The organism is Aeromicrobium ginsengisoli, from assembly GCF_004134905.2.
GTDB lineage: Bacteria > Actinomycetota > Actinomycetes > Propionibacteriales > Nocardioidaceae > Aeromicrobium > Aeromicrobium ginsengisoli.
Window position 1 is genome coordinate 209,136 of record NZ_SDPQ02000004.1, and the last position, 16,714, is coordinate 225,849.

A 16,714-nucleotide genomic window follows, 5' to 3' on the forward strand; every position below is an offset into this window, starting at 1 on the left:
CACGGAGGTGATGGCATGACCATTCCCGAGAGCTTTGCCGGGCTGCCGCTGGACCCCGAGCAGCCGTACGAGCCGGACGCCGACACCTACGCGCGCGCCACTGACGGTGCCGAGCCCTGGACCGCGCCCGAGGGCATTGACATCGAAGGGCTCTACACCGCGGCCGACCTCGAGGACGTCGACGCGCTCGACACCTATCCCGGCCTCGCGCCGTTCCTCCGGGGCCCCTACCCGGCGATGTACACGACGCAGCCGTGGACGATCCGCCAGTACGCCGGCTTCTCCACCGCCGAGGAGTCCAACGCGTTCTATCGCCGCAACCTCGCCGCCGGCCAGAAGGGGCTCAGCGTCGCATTCGACCTGGCGACCCACCGCGGCTACGACTCCGACAACCCACGCGTCGTCGGCGACGTCGGCATGGCCGGCGTGGCGATCGACTCGATCTATGACACCCGCAAGCTGTTCGAGGGCATCCCGCTCGACGAGATGAGCGTGTCGATGACGATGAACGGTGCCGTGCTGCCGGTGCTCGCGCTCTACATCGTCGCCGCGGAGGAGCAGGGTGTGCCGCCCGAGAAGCTCTCCGGGACCATCCAGAACGACATCCTCAAGGAGTTCATGGTCCGCAACACCTACATCTATCCGCCGGCACCCTCGATGCGGATCATCTCGGACATCTTCGCCTACACCGCGCAGAAGATGCCGCGCTTCAACTCGATCTCGATCTCCGGCTATCACATCCAGGAGGCCGGGGCGACGAACGACCTCGAGCTCGCCTACACGCTGGCCGACGGCGTCGAGTACATCCGCGCCGGCCTCGACGTGGGACTCGACATCGATGCGTTCGCGCCCCGGCTCAGCTTCTTCTGGGCGATCGGCATGAACTTCTACATGGAGATCGCCAAGCTCCGCGCAGCCCGGGCGCTGTGGACGCAGCTCGTCGCCGACTTCAACCCCAAGAACCCCAAGTCGCTGAGCCTGCGTACGCACAGCCAGACCTCGGGCTGGTCGCTGACCGCGCAGGACGTGTTCAACAACGTCGGGCGCACCGCGATCGAGGCGATGGCCGCGACCCAGGGCCACACGCAGTCGCTGCACACCAACGCGCTGGACGAGGCGATCGCCCTGCCGACCGACTTCAGCGCCCGCATCGCCCGCAACACGCAGCTCCTGCTGCAGCAGGAGTCCGGGACGACCGACATCATCGACCCGTGGGGCGGCTCCTACTACGTCGAGCGGCTGACCCATGACCTCGCCAACCGTGCCTGGGCGCACATCCAGGAGGTCGAGAAGGCCGGCGGCATGTCCAAGGCCATCGAGGCCGGCATCCCGAAGATGCGCATCGAGGAGGCGGCCGCCCGCACGCAGGCACGCATCGACTCCGGCCAGCAGGCCGTCATCGGCGTCAACACGTACCGGCTGGCCGACGAGGACCCGCTCGACGTGCTCAAGGTCGACAACAAGGCCGTCTACGCCTCGCAGATCGCCAAGCTCGAGCGACTCCGCGCCGAGCGCAACCAGGACGACGTCGATGCCGCCCTCGCTGCCCTCACCAAGAGCGCCGAGCGCGGCTCGACGAGTGACGGCTCGCTCGACGACAACCTGCTGACCCTCGCGGTCAACGCGGCCCGCGCCAAGGCGACCGTCGGCGAGATCTCCGACGCGCTCGAGAAGGTCTACGGGCGCCACCAAGCCGTGATCCGTACGATCTCTGGTGTGTACCGCACCGAAGCCGGCCAGGGTGGCAACATCCAGAAGGTCATCGACGCCACTGCGGCGTTCGAGCAGGCCGAGGGTCGCCGCCCGCGCATCCTCGTCGCCAAGATGGGCCAGGACGGCCACGACCGCGGCCAGAAGGTCATCGTGACGGCGTTCGCCGACATGGGCTTCGACGTCGACGTCGGCCCGCTGTTCTCCACGCCGGAGGAGGTCGCCCAGCAGGCGGTCGACGCCGACGTGCACATCGTCGGGGTCTCCTCGCTGGCGGCCGGTCACCTGACACTGCTGCCGGCGCTCAAGGCGGCGCTGGCCGAGATGGGCCGCCCGGACATCATGGTCGTCATCGGCGGCGTCATCCCGCCCGACGACGTCCCGACGCTCAAGGACATGGGCGCCGCCGCGGTGTTCCTGCCCGGCACGGTGATCGCCGACTCCGCACTCGACCTGCTCGACAAGCTCCAGACGACAACCCACTGATGGTCGACGTCGCTGACCTCGCCGACGACGTCCGCGTCGGCAAGCGCGCGGCGATCTCGCGGGCGATCACGCTGATCGAGTCGAGCCGCGCCGACCACCGGGCCGAGGCGCGCGAGCTGCTCGGCCTGCTCACACCGGAGGCCGGGGGAGCCGTGCGCGTCGGCGTCTCCGGCGTGCCCGGTGTCGGCAAGTCCACGTTCATCGAGGCGCTCGGCATGCACCTCGTGGAGGAGGGGCACCGCGTCGGCGTGCTCGCGGTCGATCCTTCGAGCGTACGCACGGGTGGCTCCGTGCTCGGCGACAAGACCCGCATGTCCCGGCTCGCGGTGAGCCCCGATGCCTACATCCGGCCGTCGCCCAGCGCCGGCACCCTCGGCGGTGTCGCCCGAGCCACGAGCCAGGCCATGACGGTGCTCGAGGCGGCCGGGTTCGACGTCGTGCTGATCGAGACCGTCGGTGTCGGCCAGTCCGAGATCACGGTTGCCGGCATGGTCGACACGTTCCTGTTCCTGACCATCGCGCGCACGGGCGACCAGCTCCAGGGCATCAAGAAGGGCATCCTCGAGATCTCCGACGTCGTCGCGGTCAACAAGGCCGACGGCGAGCGGGTGCAGGAGGCCGAGGCGACGTCCAAGGACCTCGCCGGCGCACTGCGCATGGTCTACGCCGGGGGCACCGGCTGGGTCCCGCCGGTCCTGACCTGCTCGGCGTTGGAGGGCACCGGCATCGACACGGTGTGGAGCCGCGTCATCCGGCACCGCGAGTTCCTCGGCAGCACGGGTCTGCGCGAGAAGCGAGCCCAGCAGCAGCTGGACTTCACCTGGGCGCTGGTCCGCGACGAGCTCGACCAGCGGCTGCGCACCGATCCTCGGGTCGCCGCGATGCGCGAGGAGATCCGCGAGGCCGTGCTGTCGGGCGAGATGCCGGCCGCCACCGCCGCCGACCGCATCCTCGAGGCGTACGACTCGTAGTTCCTGACTCCGTGGCGCGGACGTCTACGGGTCGTCGCGACCTTCGGTCCAGCCTGCGACGACATCGTCGTGCGCCCGGCTGTCCTCAGGGCTCCCGTCGCTCTGCGGTCTGAGCTTGATGCGTTCTGCGCCGTCGAAGAAGATGTCGCCGCCCGGCAGAACCACGCGGAACGTGGCAGGGCGCTCAGGGTGCCACGACCGCGCGAGCGCGATGCCGACGCGGCGCGGCGAGGCCGAGGGGCGCACGGTGACATCGACCTGAGGGAGTCCGTCGTCGACCCGGGTGATCGTGATGGCGTCGAAGAGACCCGCATCCCCGAGGGTGGCTGCCGTGTCGAGCCATGCCTCACCTTGGGGCCCGCGCTCGACCGTGATGCTGTCGAGGTGCGCACGGTAGGTCACGCGCAGCGTGGTGTGCTCTCGAGCCAGCCCTGCATGCAGCTTCTGATCGATGCTCCGGGCTTGAGCCAACGTGTCGGTCGTGATCTCGAGGCCGCCCTCGCTCACGTCGAAGTCGCGAAAGCCGGGCTCCCGGCGGACCTGGCGGAGGAGCGGTGCCACCGTCGCTGCCTGCTCAGGCTTGAGGCCGTACAGGTCGAGATCAGGATCTGTCGTGATGTCGACGAACTGGATCGCCGCAGAGCCGGCGACCTTGGCGGCCTTCCGCGCCTGCGGGGCCTTCGACCGGACCACGATGGAGAGGAAGTCCTTGTCGAGGCGCGCCGTCCGCACTGCGGTCACCTTCTGCACGGCTGCGAGGACGTCCAGCTCCGCCTGCGGCCAGGCTCCGCGATCGGCCTCTCCGAGGATCTCCGGGTCCTTACTGGCGAATCTGAGATGAGCTGCGCCCGACATGTCGAGGAGCATCTGGCCGTGCTCGACGAACGCGGAGAAGGAACCCGCTTCGAGACTCATGAAGGCCAGCCACTGTCCTTCGAGCTCGCGGAACTGGGCCTTGACCGGAGTGTCGAGATCCAGGACCTGTCGCGCCGCATCGGCTATCGGTTGGGTGTCCTTGGACCTGGCAGTGAGCTCGATCGCCGCGCCGCGGTCACCGGTCTGGCCGACGGTGATCCTGGCCGTGTCGCCGCGCTCCGGATCGAGCATGTCGATGACGCGGTCAGACGCCGAGGCGATGTCGTTCGCCGATGCGGAGTCGCTCATCCGGACCTCGGGTGAGCAGCTCCAGCTTCCGGGGCCCTCCTGGGAGCAGGTGCCGTTGACCGAGCTGATGTGGTCGACGTCCTTGACCGCACTCCGGAGCTTCTCGTCGCCGTACGGCTCGCCGCTGCAACCAGACAGCGCAGCCAGCATCGCGACGGCCAGCAGTGTCTTTCGGCGCCCCCGCATCGCCCCAGTATGACTGCCACTGGCCATGTGAAACGATCGGGCGGTGAAGCGATCCGTCTCGGCCCATCTGCAGCTCCACCTTCACGACCACGCCGACCTGATCTTCTCGATCGCCGTCGCCGACGGGCATGCGACGACCGAGACATTCACGATCGAGTCCGGCGGCGTCGAGCTCGAGGCGCACGAGATCGCCGGGCGTCACGGCACCCGGCTGCACCGCCTGACGGGGCCGCCCGGGCACATGACGATCAACTACGCCGCCGAGGTCGTCGGCCAGTCCGAGCCGGCCGCGGTCGAGGAGCTCGACCTCATCGAGTATCGCCGGCCGAGCCGCTACTGCGAGTCCGACACGTTGTTCTCGACGGCCAACTCCGAGTTCGCGGGCGTGCACGGCAAGGAGCTGCTCGACGCGGTCAGCTCATGGGTCGGCGCGCACCTGTCGTACGTGCCGGGTGCGAGCCAGCCGACGGACGGCGCGGTCGCGACGATGCTGGCCCGCGAGGGCGTCTGCCGCGACTACGCGCACCTCGTCGTGGCGCTGCTCCGGGCGCTCGACGTTCCCGCCCGGCTCGCGTCCGTCTACGCACCGGGGCTCTACCCGATGGACTTCCACGCGGTCGCCGAGGCCTACATCGAGGGTGCGTGGCAGGTCGTCGACGCGACCACGCTGGCGCCTCGCGGCAGCCTGCTGCGCATCGCGACGGGACAGGACGCGTCCGAGACGGCGTTCCTGTCGCAGCACTGGGCTCGGGTCGACCTGCTCTCGATGAATGTCACTGCGGTCGTGGACTCGTTGCCGACCGACGACCTCGCCCAGCTGACTCAGCTGCGCTGACCTGGAGTGGCCGCCTGGGCCGCTGCACGTAGCTCCTCGGCGGTGAGCCGCGGGCCGTAGCCGGGGGTGTCGGGCTGGACCCGCCAGCCCTCGGCGAGCGGTCCGAGGTCGACGGCATCGAACCCGATCTCGTCGATGAACGCCGCGACGCTCGCCTTGGCTGCCTCGTCGTCGGAGGCGACGGCGAGTGCACGTCGGTCGGGCGTGCCGGCTTCCTGCGCCTCGGCCGTGATGGCCGCTGCCTGGATGTGGTTGAACGCCTTGACCACGCGGGCGCCGGGGAGGTGTCGCTGCAGGAGCTCCGAGCTCGTCAGCGACCCGTCCTGCAGCTCGGTGATGTCGCCGTCGCGCTGCGCGTAGTAGTTGTTGGTGTCGATCACCGGCTTCCCCGCCAGCGGCGCGGCCGGCACGGAGCCGATCGCGTGCACCGGCGTCGTGACGACAGCGATGTCGGCGGCGTCAGCGGCCTCCGTGGGAGTGCCGGCCCGCGCTGACGGCCCGAGCTCGCTGACGAGGTCCGCCAACGTCTCCGGCCCGCGGGAGTTGCTCACCACGACGTCGTGTCCGTGTGCGATGGCGGCACGGGCGAGCTGGCTGCCGATGTGTCCGGCGCCGATGAGTCCGATGGTGCTCATGCAGGCGACAACCGTCGCGAAGGCGTAGGTATTTCCGACAGGCTCCTCCGCACAGTGCGACGCGGAGGCAGGGAGGCCTCCGCGTCGATCGGACCAGCTTCGAGGGAGTAACTCTGAAGGACTAGTTCCGAATAGCCCTAACTAACTACATTCTGCGCTAATGTCAAGACTGCACATGACGACCCGTCTCGGATAACGTCTATGTCACAGGTTGTCAGGTCCGACCCATTCGGGGGGATGGTCGGACCGTCGTATGACCCGGCGCAGGGGCGCCGATAGGCCGGCCATCTCGGGGGGATGGCCGGCCTCGGGCGTTCAACGCAGCGTGAGCCTCGCGTAGTCGTACGTCCCGCTGGTGATCCGCCAGCCGCCGACCTTCCAGCTCGAGCCTTCCTTGCGCAGGAAGAACATCGCATGCGTCGGCACGGTCAGCATGTCGTCGCGCCGCTCGGCCGGGTTGAAGACCGGCACCGCGGCGGCCGCGTCGAGGACGGCCACGATGCGCGGCTCGGCCTTCGAGCGGTCGACGCTGATCGCGACCTTGGACCATCTCGGGTTGATCCACACCGCCCGGTCGCGGTAGCCGTCGGCCGAGTACGCCGTGCCGTAGAACACCCGGCCACTGCCGGCCGACGTGCGCGTGGCACCGGCCAGGGTGCCGTCGCCGCGGAGCACGACCAGCCCCAGCTCTTCGCGCACGTCGAGGCTGTCGGGATCGGCGACGAACGCGTCGACGCGCGGCCGGAACGCGGCTGTCGTCGACGATGCGAGCGCCGGCAGCACGAAGTCGAGGTCCTGCGCGTCGTACGAGTCGCGGGGGATCGCCAGTCGGGAGTAGCGCTTGCCGAAGATGAATCGCACGGCCGCGCAGGCGGCGTCGTCGACCGCGGCCTTGCCGAAGACCTCCACGGCCTCGGTGGCGCCTGTTGTGCGTACGGCGGGACACCAGTCGACGCGGTCGCCGTCGAGGGTGACGGAATCCGGGCGGCCGGGCCACGGACCTCGTACGCTCGCGGGTGCGCGCGCAGCCGTCGGCCTTGCGGGCTTCGCGGGCGGACTGGGCGTCGTCGCGGTCGGCGTCGGACTCGGGGTCGTGGCCGTCGTCGCGGTGGCTGAGGGCTTCGCCGTGTCACCGTCCGTGACGCTTCCGTCGGGGGAGGTCAGACCGATCACGACGCTGACGAGCACCACGGTGGCGATCAGCCCCGCGAGCACGGTGATCCACTTGGACCTCACGCGGGTCAGCATAGGCGCAGAACGTGAGGGTCTCGCTGCCTTGCCGTCGAGCCACAACGTGTCGGACCAGCTACGACGACGCCAGCTTCTCGATCAGCAGCTCGACGCCGTCGAGGAGGCGGGCCAGGCCGAACTCGACCTTGTCGCCTACGGACTGCTCGAACGCGCCGGACTCCCAGATCGCCGTCATCGTGGGGAATCGTTCGGGGGAGTAGTACGTGCCCCAGAAGCTGCTGCGGGAGTCCCAGTAGTCGTCGGCCGTGATGCCGGTGTTGGAGGACACGCTGGTGTCGGTGATGACGCTCCGTGCGACGCCGAACACGTGCGACTCGACGAGGCCGGCGACCTGGACGACCTCGTGGTTGGGCAGGCCCGTGAGGGTGACGGCCCGATAGAGGTCTTCCTGCGCGTCCATCACGTGAGGACCCAGGGGCATGCGCCAGAGGTTGGAGCGGATCAGCCACGGATGGGTCTGGTACATCGCCCAGGCCTGGCGGGCGTGGAACTCGACCTGCTCGCGCCAAGGTGCCGAGCGGTCAGGCATCTTGCGGCCGGCCCACGCCCGGTCGACCATGAGCTCGAACAGCTCGTCCCGCCCGGGGACGTACGTGTAGAGGCTCATCGCGCCGACGCCGAGGTGCGCTGCGACGTTGCGCATCGAGAGCTTGTCGACCCCGTCGGCTGCGGCGACCGCCATGCCGGCGTCGATGACCTGGTCGAGGGTCAGCTTCTGCTTGGGTCCGCGACCGGCGGGAGTCGGTGGGTCCCACAGCAGCCGGAGCATGTGACGGCCTTCGGGTGTGCCCCAGGTCAGCGGATCCGTGTCGGGGATCGCGGGCCGCTCGTCGTTCATTCCAGTCCTGTTCGTCGCCACGTTCTTGTCACACCGTACACCGTATGATGTAATCTCCAGCAACTCAGTACGACGTACGGAAAAGAGACCCAGATGATTCACACCCAGCAACTGACCCGGACCTTCGAGTCCGGCAAGGAGACCGTCGAGGCGGTGCGCGGCATCGACCTGGACGTCGCCGAGGGCGAGCTCGTCGCATTCCTCGGCCCCAACGGCGCGGGCAAGTCGACGACGCTGCGCATGCTGACCAGCCTGCTGCCGCCCACGTCGGGCACGGCGACGGTCGCCGGCATCGACGTCACGGCCGATCCGGCCGGCGTTCGCAGCCGCATCGGCTACATCGGCCAGAAGGACGGCGCCGGCCACAACTACCGCGTGTGGGACGAGCTGCTCATGCAGGGCCGGTTCTACGGGCTCGACAAGCAGCGGGCCACCGAGCGGGCGGACGAGCTGCTCGGCACGTTGGACCTCGAGGGCATGAAGATGCGCAAGGTCAGCACCCTGTCGGGCGGCCAGAAGCGACGGCTCGACATCGCGCTCGGACTCATCCACGAGCCGGCGCTGTTGTTTCTCGACGAGCCGTCGACCGGCATGGATCCGCAGAACCGGGCCAACCTCTGGGACCACATCCTGCGCCTGCGCGAGGAGTTCGGCACGACCATCGTGCTGACGACGCACTACCTGGAGGAGGCCGACACGATGGCCGAGCGGGTCGTCGTGATCGACCACGGCCGGATCATCGCCGACGACACCGCAGAGGCGCTCAAGGCCGAGCAGGCCGGCGACCGGATCACCGTGACGGTCAGCGCCGACGACCTGCCCACGACCCGTGAGGTCGTCGGTCAGGCCGGCACGGAGGTCGAGGAGGTGCCGGCCGACGGCTGCGCGGCCATCTCGTTCCGCGTCGATGCCGGACCGGTCGCCCTGCCTCGTGTCCTGCACGCCCTCGGCGACAAGGGCGTGGCCGTCAACGCGGCGACGCTCAAGCAACCCACCCTCGACGACGTCTTCCTCAACCTCACCGGACGCAGCCTGCGCGAAGGAGCAGAAGCATGAGCACGATCACCGATTCCGCCGCCACCTCGGCACGCATGGCCCGCAGCTCCCTCCTAGGCGACATCAAGGCCGTCTGGACGCGGGAGACGCTCACGATCCTGCGCGACCCGTTCTCATTGATCTTCTCCCTGATCCAGCCGTTGGTGTTCCTCGGCCTGTTCGCCCCGCTCCTGGCCGGCGTCGCCGACGACGGTCTGGGCTTCGGCTCGACGCTGCAGTTCTTCCTGCCCGGTGTCGTCGTGATGATCACGATGTTCGGCACGTCGATGACCGGCGCCAACCTGCAGTTCGAGATCATGACCGGTGCGTTCGAGCGGATCCTCGCGACGCCGCTGGCCCGTCAGGCGCTGCTGATCGGTCGGGCGCTCAAGGAGCTGACGCCGCTGGTCGTCCAGGCGCTGATCATCACGTTGGTCGCGGTGCCGTTCGGCTTCGACCTCTACCCGGCGCACATCGTCCTCGGCCTGCTGATCCTCGGCGTGTTCGGCGTCGGCGTCGGTGCCCTCTCGTACGCCTTGGCGATCGCGACCCGCAAGAACGAGTGGGCGTTCTGGGCGGTGCAACAGTCGTTGCTGTTCCCGTTGCTGATCCTCTCGGGCATGATGCTCCCGCTCGAGACCGGCCCGGACTGGATGCAGGCGCTGTCGAAGGTCAACCCGCTGACGTACATCGTGGACGCCGAGCGCGTGCTGTTCTCCGGCACGTTCGACGACAGCGCCGTGGTCTACGGGATCGTCGCCGCGCTGGTGACCTGCGCGGTCGGCCTCTGGGTCGGCGTCCGCACCGTCACCAAGAGCATCCTCTAGGTAGATGCACGAAACGCCCCTCCCGATCATCGGGAGGGGCGCTTCGTACATCTCAACCTCAGCCGGCGAGCGACACATCCAACCCGAGCTCGCAAGGACCACGTCTCAGGTCTAGCTGTGCGACACCGTTACCGATCGCAACCGAAGCGGCCGGTCGCCGCGATCGCACCGTGCAAAGGGCTCATTGACCCCAAGCACTATCCCAACCATCTACTTCGTCCGCGCGGCGGGAGGCGGGGCCGGTGTAGATCGCGGAGGGACGGATCAGGCGGCCCGTGCGCTTCTGCTCCAGGATGTGCGCGCTCCAGCCGGCCGTGCGGGCCGACGTGAACATCGCGGTGAACATGTGCGGCGGGACCTCGGCGTAGTCGAGGACGATCGCGGCCCAGAACTCGACGTTGGTCTCGAGCACGCGGTCGGGGCGGCGCTCGCGGAGCTCCTTGAGCGCGGCCTCCTCGAGCGCGACGGCAACTTCGGCGCGCGGGGCATTGAGCTCCTTGGCCGTGCGTCGCAGGGTGCGCGCACGCGGATCCTCGGCGCGGTAGACACGGTGGCCGAAGCCCATGAGGCGCTCACCGCTGTCGAGCAGCCCCTTGACGTACGCCGTGGCGTCGCCGGACTTCTCGACCTCTTCGATCATCGTCAGCACGCGGGCCGGAGCACCGCCGTGCAGGGGGCCGGACATCGCGCCGACGGCACCCGACAGGGCGGCGGCGGCGTCGGCGCCCGTTGAGGCGATGACGCGGGCCGTGAACGTCGAGGCGTTCATGCCGTGCTCGGCGGCCGACACCCAGTAGGCGTCGATGGCCTTGGCGTGGTTGGGGTTGACCTCGCCGCGCCAGCGGGTCAGGAAGCGTTCGGTGATCGTCGAGCACTTGTCGATCTCGGACTGCGACACCATCGGCTGGCCGACACCGCGCGCGGCCTGGGCGACATAGGAAAGGACCATGACCGCAGCGCGGGCAAGGTCCTCTCGAGCCTGGACGTCATCGATGTCATAGAGCTGCTTCATGCCCCACGCGGGAGCGGTCAGCGCGATCGCGCTCTGTACGTCGGCGCGGATGTCGCCGGAGTGGACCGGGATCGGGAACGGCTCGGCGGGCGGCAGGCCCGGCTCGTAGGCTCCGTCGACCAGAAGGCCCCAGATCTTCTCGAACGGCACGCGGCCGACGAGGTCGTCGATGTCGACACCGCGATAGCGCAGTGCAGACCCTTCCTTGTCGGGTTCGGCGATCTCGCTCTCGAACGCTACGACGCCTTCAAGTCCATGGTGCACTTCAGTCATACGCTGCATTCTGCCCTGCGTCGTTACCGTGGAGTCATGGAGACCCCTGATTTGGCGCGGATGCGTGAGGAGTACGCCCGCGAAGGCCTCGACGAGGCGACCGCCGGCGATGATCCGCTGGCATTGCTGGGGCGCTGGCTCAACGAGGCGATCGACGCCGGTGTGCACGAGCCCAACGCCATGGCGCTCGCGACGGCGACGGCCGACGGGCGCCCCTCGACGCGCATCGTGCTGCTCAAGGGGCTGGACGATCGCGGGCTCACGTTCTTCACCGGCTACGAGTCGCGCAAGGGCGCCGAGCTCGAGGCCAACCCGTGGGCCGCAGCGGTGATGCTGTGGCATCCGTTGCAGCGCCAGGTGCGCGTCGAGGGCCGGGTGACCCGCATCGACGAGGCCGAGTCGGACGCCTACTTCCAGTCCAGGCCGCGAGGCTCGCAGATCGGCGCCGTCGCGTCGCCGCAGTCCCGCACGATCGCGAGCCGCGAGGTGCTGGAGCGGCGGGTCGCCGAGGTCGAGCGGGTGTTCGAGGGCCAGGAGGTCGTACGCCCGCCGGTGTGGGGTGGCTATCGGATCGCGCTCGACTCGGTCGAGTTCTGGCAGGGCCGGCAGAGCCGTCTGCACGATCGCATCCGCTACCTCCGCCAAGGCGACGGCTGGCGCCGTGACCGGTTGGCGCCTTAGGGCGTACGGGGCGCGAGGGTGCTGTGCTGCGGGCGCGGGGCCAGCTGCTTGTCGGTGCCGTAGGACTCGGTCGACACCCCGATGACGTCGTCGGCGCTGCGGCCCTCGGCGACGAACACCTCGCGGGCGATGTCGGCCCAGGACCGGGGCTCACCGCCGCCGGTGATGTGGTGGATGCCGTACGGCGCTCCGGACGACAGCAGCCCGACGATCCCGTCGGCCAGCTCGCGGGCCGTGGTGAGCCGGCCGAACTGGTCATCGACGACCTGTGGGCGTACGCCGTTGCGGGCCAGCCGTTGCATCGTGGCGACGAAGTTGGCGCCGTCGCCGACGACCCAGCTGGTGCGCACGACGTAGTGCTGGGGGACCGTCGAGGTCACCGCTTCACCGGCCGCCTTGGTCTGGCCGTAGACGCCGAGCGGCGAGACCGGCTCATCGACGGTGTGGTCCGGCTCGGTGCCGTCGAAGACGTAGTCGGACGAGACCGTCACGAGCGTCAGCCGGTGCTGGATCGCGATCCTGGCGAGCGCGGCGACCGCGGTGACGTTGACGGCCCATGCCTGGCGTCGCCCTTCAGGCGTCTCGGCGGCGTCGACGGCGGTGTAGGCGGCGGCGTTGATGATCGTGTCGACGTCGTCCCAGCGCACGCGGTCGTACGTCGAGGGATCCGCCAGGTCGAGGTCGGCCCGCGTCAGTGCGAGCGCGTCGGGCAGGGCTTCGCGGAGCGCGCGGCCCAGCTGTCCGTCGGCGCCGAGGATCACCGAGCGCCGGGGCGGCACCGGGACGACGTCGGCCAGGCGCGGGTGGTCGCGATCCTTGTCGGAGATCTCGACGAGCGGCAGGGGCCAGGGGATGTTGACGGTCTCGTCGGCGAGGTTGAGGTTGGCGTACTCCGCCTCGGAGCTCCAGTGCGCGTTGACGAGGTAGGAGTAGGCCGTGCCGTCCTCGAGCGTCTGATAGCTGTTGGCGACGCCGCGCGGCACGAACACCGCCGTGCCCGGGTCGAGCTCGACGGTGTGGGTCGCGCCGAACGACTCGCCCGCCCGCAGGTCGACCCATGCGGCGAAGACCCGGCCGGTGGCGATCGACACGAGCTTGTCCCAGGGCTCGGCGTGGATGCCGCGGGTCGTGCCGGCCGAGGTGTTGAAGGCGACGTTGTGCTGCACGGGGCCGAAGTCGGGCAGTCCGGCGCCGACCATCTTGGCGCGCTGCCAGTTCTCCTTGAACCAGCCGCGGCCGTCGGCGTGCACCGCCAGGCGTACGACCAGCAGCCCCGGGATCGGGGTCGTCTCCACAGTGCTCATGTCATCACCCTCAAGACAAGCCGACGATACGAGGGCGATGACATGAGTGCCCCTCGGTCCACTCGCTGGCGCCCGCTCATGTCAGGTCGCGGTAGTGCTCGAGCAGGCGGCTCATGACCGCGAGTGCGTCCTGCATCTCGGTGATGTGCTTGGGGTCCAGCACCCGCAGCATCTGCTTGATCTCGGTGCTGGAGATGCCGTCGGTGCGGGGCAGGTAGACGACCTCGCACAGCTCCTTGAGCTCGTCGAACTTGCCGGCCCAGTCCTCGCCGATCGCGAAGACGTCGACCCCGTGCTCCTTGATGTCGCTGGCCTTCTGCTCCCACGAGGTCTCGGGGATCACGAGGTCGACGCCCTTGATGCTGCTGATGATGCGGGCCCGGTCCTCGTAGGAGACGACCGACGTCTTGCCCTTGCCGGCGTTGAACTCGTCGGTCGACACCGCGATGATCAGCCGGTCGCCCATCTGCGACAGCCGCTCGATGAGGTTGAGGTGGCCGATGTGGAACAGGTCGAACGTGCCGTAGGTCAGCACCGTGGTCATGATCATTGCCCCTGACGTGCGTACATGGACTCGGTCGCGGCCTTGCTGGTGCGCCACCAGCCCTCGTTGGCTCGGTACCACTCGACCGTGTCCGCCAGGCCCGTCGCGAAGTCGCCGAACTGCGGCTGCCAGCCCAGCTCGGTGCGCAGCTTGGACGAGTCGATCGCGTAGCGGCGGTCGTGGCCGGCGCGGTCGGTGACGTGCTCGAAGTCGTCGGCGTCCCGGCCGAAGATCGCCAGGAGCTGGGCGACGACGTCGCGGTTGTTCTGCTCACCGTCGGCGCCGATGAGATAGGTCTCGCCGATCGCGCCGCGCTCGAGGATCGTGAGGACCGCGCTGCTGTGGTCGTCGACGTGGATCCAGTCCCGCACGTTGAGTCCGTCGCCGTAGACGCGTGGCCGCAGGCCGTCGATCAGCTGGGTGATCTGGCGGGGGATGAACTTCTCGACGTGCTGCCACGGCCCGTAGTTGTTGGAGCAGTTGCTGATCGTCGCGCGTACGCCGAACGAACGGACCCAGGCGGCCACGAGGAGGTCGGAGCCGGCCTTGGTTGCCGAGTAGGGGCTCGAGGGGTTGTAGGGCGTCGCCTCGGTGAACCGCTGCGGGTCGTCGAGGTCGAGGTCGCCGTAGACCTCGTCCGTCGAGATGTGATGGAAGCGCACGTCGTGCCGGCGGGCGGCCTCGAGCAACGTGAAGGTGCCGACCAGGTTGGTCTGGACGAACGGCGTCGGGTCGTTGAGCGAGTTGTCGTTGTGCGACTCGGCCGCGAAGTGGACCACCGCGTCGTGCGTGCCGACGAGGTCGTCGACGAGTGGAGCGTCCGCGACGTCGCCGACCACGAGCCGGCAGCGGTCTGCAGGCAACCCGTCGAGACTCTCGCGGCTCGCGGCGTAGGTCAGCTTGTCGAGCACCGTGACGTCGAGGTCCGTCGTCGTGACGAGATGACGCACGAAGTTGGAGCCGATGAAGCCGGCCCCTCCGGTCACCAGGACGTTTCGCATGGGGCCAGAGTAGTGGTGCGTGTCATCCGTCCAGCCACTCATCCCTAGGATGTGCGGCATGCGCGGAATCATCCTCGCCGGTGGCACCGGCTCACGCCTGCACCCCGTCACGCGCGCGGTGAGCAAGCAGCTGCTCCCGGTCTACGACAAGCCGATGATCTACTACCCGTTGTCGACCTTGATCCTGGCCGGGGTCACCGACGTCCTCGTCATCACGACGCCCCACGACGCCGCGCAGTTCGAGCACCTCCTCGGCGACGGGTCGCAGTTCGGCATCTCGATCACGTACGCCGTGCAGCCGAGCCCTGACGGCCTCGCGCAGGCGTTCGTGATCGGCAAGGACCACATCGGCACCGAGTCCGCTGCGCTGGTCCTCGGCGACAACATCTTCTACGGCGCCGGTCTCGGCACGCAGCTCGCGAAGTTCACCGACATCGATGGCGCGGTCATCTTCGGCTACCGCGTCGCCGATCCGTCCGAGTTCGGCGTCGTCGAGTTCGACGCCAACGGGGTCGCGATCTCGCTGGAGGAGAAGCCGGCGGTGCCCAAGAGCCTCTACGCCGTGCCGGGCCTCTACTTCTACGGCAACGACGTCGTCGAGATGGCCGAGGGCCTCGAGCCGTCCGCGCGGGGGGAGCTCGAGATCACCGATCTCAACCGCCGCTACCTCGACGAGGGACGGCTGCAGGTCGAGCCGTTGGAACGTGGCGTCGCGTGGCTCGACACCGGCACGTTCGACTCGCTCGGCGAGGCCGGTGAGTTCATCCGTACGGTGCAGAAGCGGCAGGGCCTCTCGATCGGCTGCCCCGAAGAGGCCGGCTGGCGGCTCGGACTGCTGAGCGACGACGGTCTGCGGCGGCAGGCCGAGGCGTACGCGAAGAGCGGCTACGGCAACTATCTCCTGGGCCTGCTCGAGCACGGCTGAACGCCTGCTGTTCATCCGGCAGCCACCTGGTTGCCGGGGTTGCGTCACGCGGCGCCGCCATCGTGGAGGCATGACAGCAATCGCGCTGACCCTCGCGCTGGGCTTCGGCCTGGCCTTCGCCGAGTCCGGTCTCGGCCTCGGGATCGTGCTGCCCGGTGAGACGGCGATCGTCGTGCTGGCCGCCACGATGGGCTCGCCCGCAGAGATGGTTGCTCTCGGCATCGTCGTGATGCTCGGCGCCACGTGCGGCGACCACGTCGGCTACCTCCTGGGCCGTCACTATGGCGACTCGCTGCGTGAGACCAAGGCAGTCAAGCGCCTCGGTGTGCGCCACTACGACCGCGCGACAGACCTGCTGCGGCGTCGCGGCGGGCTCGCGGTGTTCGCCACGCGCCTCGTGCCGATCGTACGAACCCTCACGCCGGCCGCCGCTGGTGCCTCAGGCCTGGAGTACCGCAGGTTCGCGCCCGCCTCCCTCGCTGGTTCCGCGACGTGGTCCGCGGCGTACGTCGGCGGCGGCTCGACCGTGGCCGCGGTCACCGCGATGACGACCGACGCGTTCGGCCGGGCCACCTGGCTGTTGCTGGTGCTGCTGGCACTGGCCCTGATCCCGGTGCTGATCATTCGCACCGTCGTGGGCGTACGCCCGGTGTCTGCCGCACCGGACGTGGCGTCCCTCGAGCTCGCTGCCCGGCGGTCGAGGTTCTCGCCGCTGGTCAGCGACCTCCAGCACTAGAGGATGAGCACGCCGGCGACGACCGCGGGGACGGCGCCGAGCAGGATCCACGGCGCGAACGCCGGACGACGATGCACCAGCCGGATCGCGCCGAGCGCGACGATCCCGATGACCGCCATGACGGCCAGCAGGATCGTGCCGTCGCTGCGGCGGCCGTCGTCCACGATGCTGCGGATCACCGCCACCAGCGCGCCGATGGGGAACGACGAGACGGCGAGGATCAGGAACGACACGACCCATCGCTGCACCTGCTCGGTCGTGAGCTCGCGGCGTACGCGTGTCCTGGCCATGGGCACAGTA

The 16,714-nt window shown here is 69.1% G+C and carries 17 protein-coding genes; 8 read left to right on the plus strand and 9 right to left on the minus strand.

Translation table 11 applies throughout. From position 1 onward, the window contains the following. Positions 1-15: 15 nt before the first annotated feature. Both scpA and meaB read left to right on the plus strand, forming a co-directional pair. Complete coding sequence (scpA, locus tag ESP70_RS19580) at positions 16-2,196, plus strand: methylmalonyl-CoA mutase (RefSeq protein ID WP_149691002.1); 2,181 nt, start codon at positions 16-18, stop codon at positions 2,194-2,196. Further along, complete coding sequence (meaB, locus tag ESP70_RS19585; protein WP_149691003.1) at positions 2,196-3,167, plus strand: methylmalonyl Co-A mutase-associated GTPase MeaB; 972 nt, start codon at positions 2,196-2,198, stop codon at positions 3,165-3,167. The genes scpA and meaB overlap by 1 nt, the downstream gene beginning before the upstream one ends. Before the next feature lie 24 nt (positions 3,168-3,191). Here the strand turns inward: meaB and ESP70_RS19590 are convergent, their stop codons facing one another. Next, positions 3,192-4,517 (minus strand): hypothetical protein, encoded by a 1,326-nt coding sequence (locus ESP70_RS19590; RefSeq protein WP_149691004.1) that lies wholly within the window; start codon positions 4,515-4,517, stop codon positions 3,192-3,194. Between the two features lie 43 nt (positions 4,518-4,560). On the opposite strand from ESP70_RS19590, the gene ESP70_RS19595 reads away from it, so the two are divergent. Further along, positions 4,561-5,352: a transglutaminase-like domain-containing protein gene (locus ESP70_RS19595; protein WP_149691005.1), complete on the plus strand. Its 792-nt coding sequence runs from the start codon at positions 4,561-4,563 to the stop codon at positions 5,350-5,352. Here the strand turns inward: ESP70_RS19595 and ESP70_RS19600 are convergent. From ESP70_RS19600 to ESP70_RS19610, 3 genes are all read right to left on the minus strand, one after another. Further along, a complete protein-coding gene (locus tag ESP70_RS19600; RefSeq protein WP_149691006.1) occupies positions 5,340-5,987 on the minus strand; it encodes an NADPH-dependent F420 reductase in 648 nt (215 codons plus the stop codon). The genes ESP70_RS19595 and ESP70_RS19600 overlap by 13 nt on opposite strands. A gap of 315 nt (positions 5,988-6,302) precedes the next feature. After that, complete coding sequence (locus ESP70_RS19605) at positions 6,303-7,223, minus strand: hypothetical protein (protein ID WP_149691007.1); 921 nt, start codon at positions 7,221-7,223, stop codon at positions 6,303-6,305. A 70-nt stretch (positions 7,224-7,293) separates the two neighbouring features. Next, positions 7,294-8,076, minus strand: a complete 783-nt coding sequence (locus tag ESP70_RS19610) for a TetR/AcrR family transcriptional regulator (protein WP_223148808.1) — start codon at positions 8,074-8,076, stop codon at positions 7,294-7,296. A 93-nt stretch (positions 8,077-8,169) separates the two neighbouring features. Between ESP70_RS19610 and ESP70_RS19615 the strand changes: the two genes are divergently transcribed. Both ESP70_RS19615 and ESP70_RS19620 read left to right on the plus strand, forming a co-directional pair. After that, a complete protein-coding gene (locus ESP70_RS19615; RefSeq protein WP_149691008.1) occupies positions 8,170-9,132 on the plus strand; it encodes an ABC transporter ATP-binding protein in 963 nt (320 codons plus the stop codon). Then, positions 9,129-9,938 carry an ABC transporter permease gene (locus ESP70_RS19620; RefSeq protein WP_149691009.1) on the plus strand — a complete coding sequence of 270 codons (810 nt, stop codon included), beginning with the start codon at positions 9,129-9,131 and terminating at the stop codon, positions 9,936-9,938. The genes ESP70_RS19615 and ESP70_RS19620 overlap by 4 nt, the downstream gene beginning before the upstream one ends. Before the next feature lie 181 nt (positions 9,939-10,119). Here ESP70_RS19620 and ESP70_RS19625 read toward each other — a convergent pair whose 3' ends face one another. Continuing rightward, the gene (locus ESP70_RS19625) at positions 10,120-11,223 is read right to left on the minus strand and encodes a citrate synthase 2 (RefSeq protein WP_149691010.1); all 1,104 of its coding nucleotides are present in this window, start codon (positions 11,221-11,223) and stop codon (positions 10,120-10,122) included. A gap of 36 nt (positions 11,224-11,259) precedes the next feature. Here ESP70_RS19625 and pdxH point away from each other — a divergent pair, with 36 nt between their 5' ends. Then, complete coding sequence (gene pdxH, locus ESP70_RS19630) at positions 11,260-11,904, plus strand: pyridoxamine 5'-phosphate oxidase (protein ID WP_149691011.1); 645 nt, start codon at positions 11,260-11,262, stop codon at positions 11,902-11,904. Here pdxH and ESP70_RS19635 read toward each other — a convergent pair. From ESP70_RS19635 to rfbB, 3 genes are all read right to left on the minus strand, one after another. After that, a complete protein-coding gene (locus ESP70_RS19635; RefSeq protein ID WP_149691012.1) occupies positions 11,901-13,208 on the minus strand; it encodes a sugar nucleotide-binding protein in 1,308 nt (435 codons plus the stop codon). The genes pdxH and ESP70_RS19635 overlap by 4 nt on opposite strands. A 76-nt stretch (positions 13,209-13,284) precedes the next feature. Further along, positions 13,285-13,752 carry an adenylyltransferase/cytidyltransferase family protein gene (locus tag ESP70_RS19640; RefSeq protein WP_149691013.1) on the minus strand — a complete coding sequence of 156 codons (468 nt, stop codon included), beginning with the start codon at positions 13,750-13,752 and terminating at the stop codon, positions 13,285-13,287. Positions 13,753-13,754: 2 nt separating this feature from the next. Then, positions 13,755-14,753: a dTDP-glucose 4,6-dehydratase gene (gene rfbB, locus ESP70_RS19645; RefSeq protein ID WP_149691014.1), complete on the minus strand. Its 999-nt coding sequence runs from the start codon at positions 14,751-14,753 to the stop codon at positions 13,755-13,757. A gap of 58 nt (positions 14,754-14,811) precedes the next feature. On the opposite strand from rfbB, the gene rfbA reads away from it, so the two are divergent. Together rfbA and ESP70_RS19655 are read left to right on the plus strand one after the other, a co-directional pair. Beyond that, positions 14,812-15,678, plus strand: a complete 867-nt coding sequence (gene rfbA, locus ESP70_RS19650; RefSeq protein ID WP_149691015.1) for a glucose-1-phosphate thymidylyltransferase RfbA — start codon at positions 14,812-14,814, stop codon at positions 15,676-15,678. A 70-nt stretch (positions 15,679-15,748) separates the two neighbouring features. Next, entirely contained in the window at positions 15,749-16,414 is a 666-nt protein-coding gene (locus ESP70_RS19655) for a DedA family protein (RefSeq protein ID WP_149691016.1), read from the plus strand. Here the strand turns inward: ESP70_RS19655 and ESP70_RS19660 are convergent. Further along, entirely contained in the window at positions 16,411-16,704 is a 294-nt protein-coding gene (locus ESP70_RS19660; RefSeq protein WP_149691017.1) for a hypothetical protein, read from the minus strand. The two genes, ESP70_RS19655 and ESP70_RS19660, sit on opposite strands and share 4 nt — an antisense overlap. Positions 16,705-16,714 lie beyond the last annotated feature (10 nt).

What these genes read in the sequence shown, in the direction of transcription:
- rfbA (WP_149691015.1), top strand. Translation starts at nt 14,812, where the DNA reads ATGCGCGGAATCATCCTCGCCGGTGGCACCGGCTCACGCCTGCACCCC.
- ESP70_RS19590 (WP_149691004.1), bottom strand. Translation starts at nt 4,517, where the DNA reads ATGCGGGGGCGCCGAAAGACACTGCTGGCCGTCGCGATGCTGGCTGCG.
- ESP70_RS19615 (WP_149691008.1), top strand. Translation starts at nt 8,170, where the DNA reads ATGATTCACACCCAGCAACTGACCCGGACCTTCGAGTCCGGCAAGGAG.
- ESP70_RS19610 (WP_223148808.1), bottom strand. Translation starts at nt 8,076, where the DNA reads ATGAACGACGAGCGGCCCGCGATCCCCGACACGGATCCGCTGACCTGG.
- ESP70_RS19640 (WP_149691013.1), bottom strand. Translation starts at nt 13,752, where the DNA reads ATGACCACGGTGCTGACCTACGGCACGTTCGACCTGTTCCACATCGGC.
- ESP70_RS19635 (WP_149691012.1), bottom strand. Translation starts at nt 13,208, where the DNA reads ATGAGCACTGTGGAGACGACCCCGATCCCGGGGCTGCTGGTCGTACGC.
- ESP70_RS19620 (WP_149691009.1), top strand. Translation starts at nt 9,129, where the DNA reads ATGAGCACGATCACCGATTCCGCCGCCACCTCGGCACGCATGGCCCGC.
- scpA (WP_149691002.1), top strand. Translation starts at nt 16, where the DNA reads ATGACCATTCCCGAGAGCTTTGCCGGGCTGCCGCTGGACCCCGAGCAG.
- meaB (WP_149691003.1), top strand. Translation starts at nt 2,196, where the DNA reads ATGGTCGACGTCGCTGACCTCGCCGACGACGTCCGCGTCGGCAAGCGC.
- ESP70_RS19660 (WP_149691017.1), bottom strand. Translation starts at nt 16,704, where the DNA reads ATGGCCAGGACACGCGTACGCCGCGAGCTCACGACCGAGCAGGTGCAG.
- ESP70_RS19625 (WP_149691010.1), bottom strand. Translation starts at nt 11,223, where the DNA reads ATGACTGAAGTGCACCATGGACTTGAAGGCGTCGTAGCGTTCGAGAGC.
- ESP70_RS19600 (WP_149691006.1), bottom strand. Translation starts at nt 5,987, where the DNA reads ATGAGCACCATCGGACTCATCGGCGCCGGACACATCGGCAGCCAGCTC.
- ESP70_RS19655 (WP_149691016.1), top strand. Translation starts at nt 15,749, where the DNA reads ATGACAGCAATCGCGCTGACCCTCGCGCTGGGCTTCGGCCTGGCCTTC.
- rfbB (WP_149691014.1), bottom strand. Translation starts at nt 14,753, where the DNA reads ATGCGAAACGTCCTGGTGACCGGAGGGGCCGGCTTCATCGGCTCCAAC.
- pdxH (WP_149691011.1), top strand. Translation starts at nt 11,260, where the DNA reads ATGGAGACCCCTGATTTGGCGCGGATGCGTGAGGAGTACGCCCGCGAA.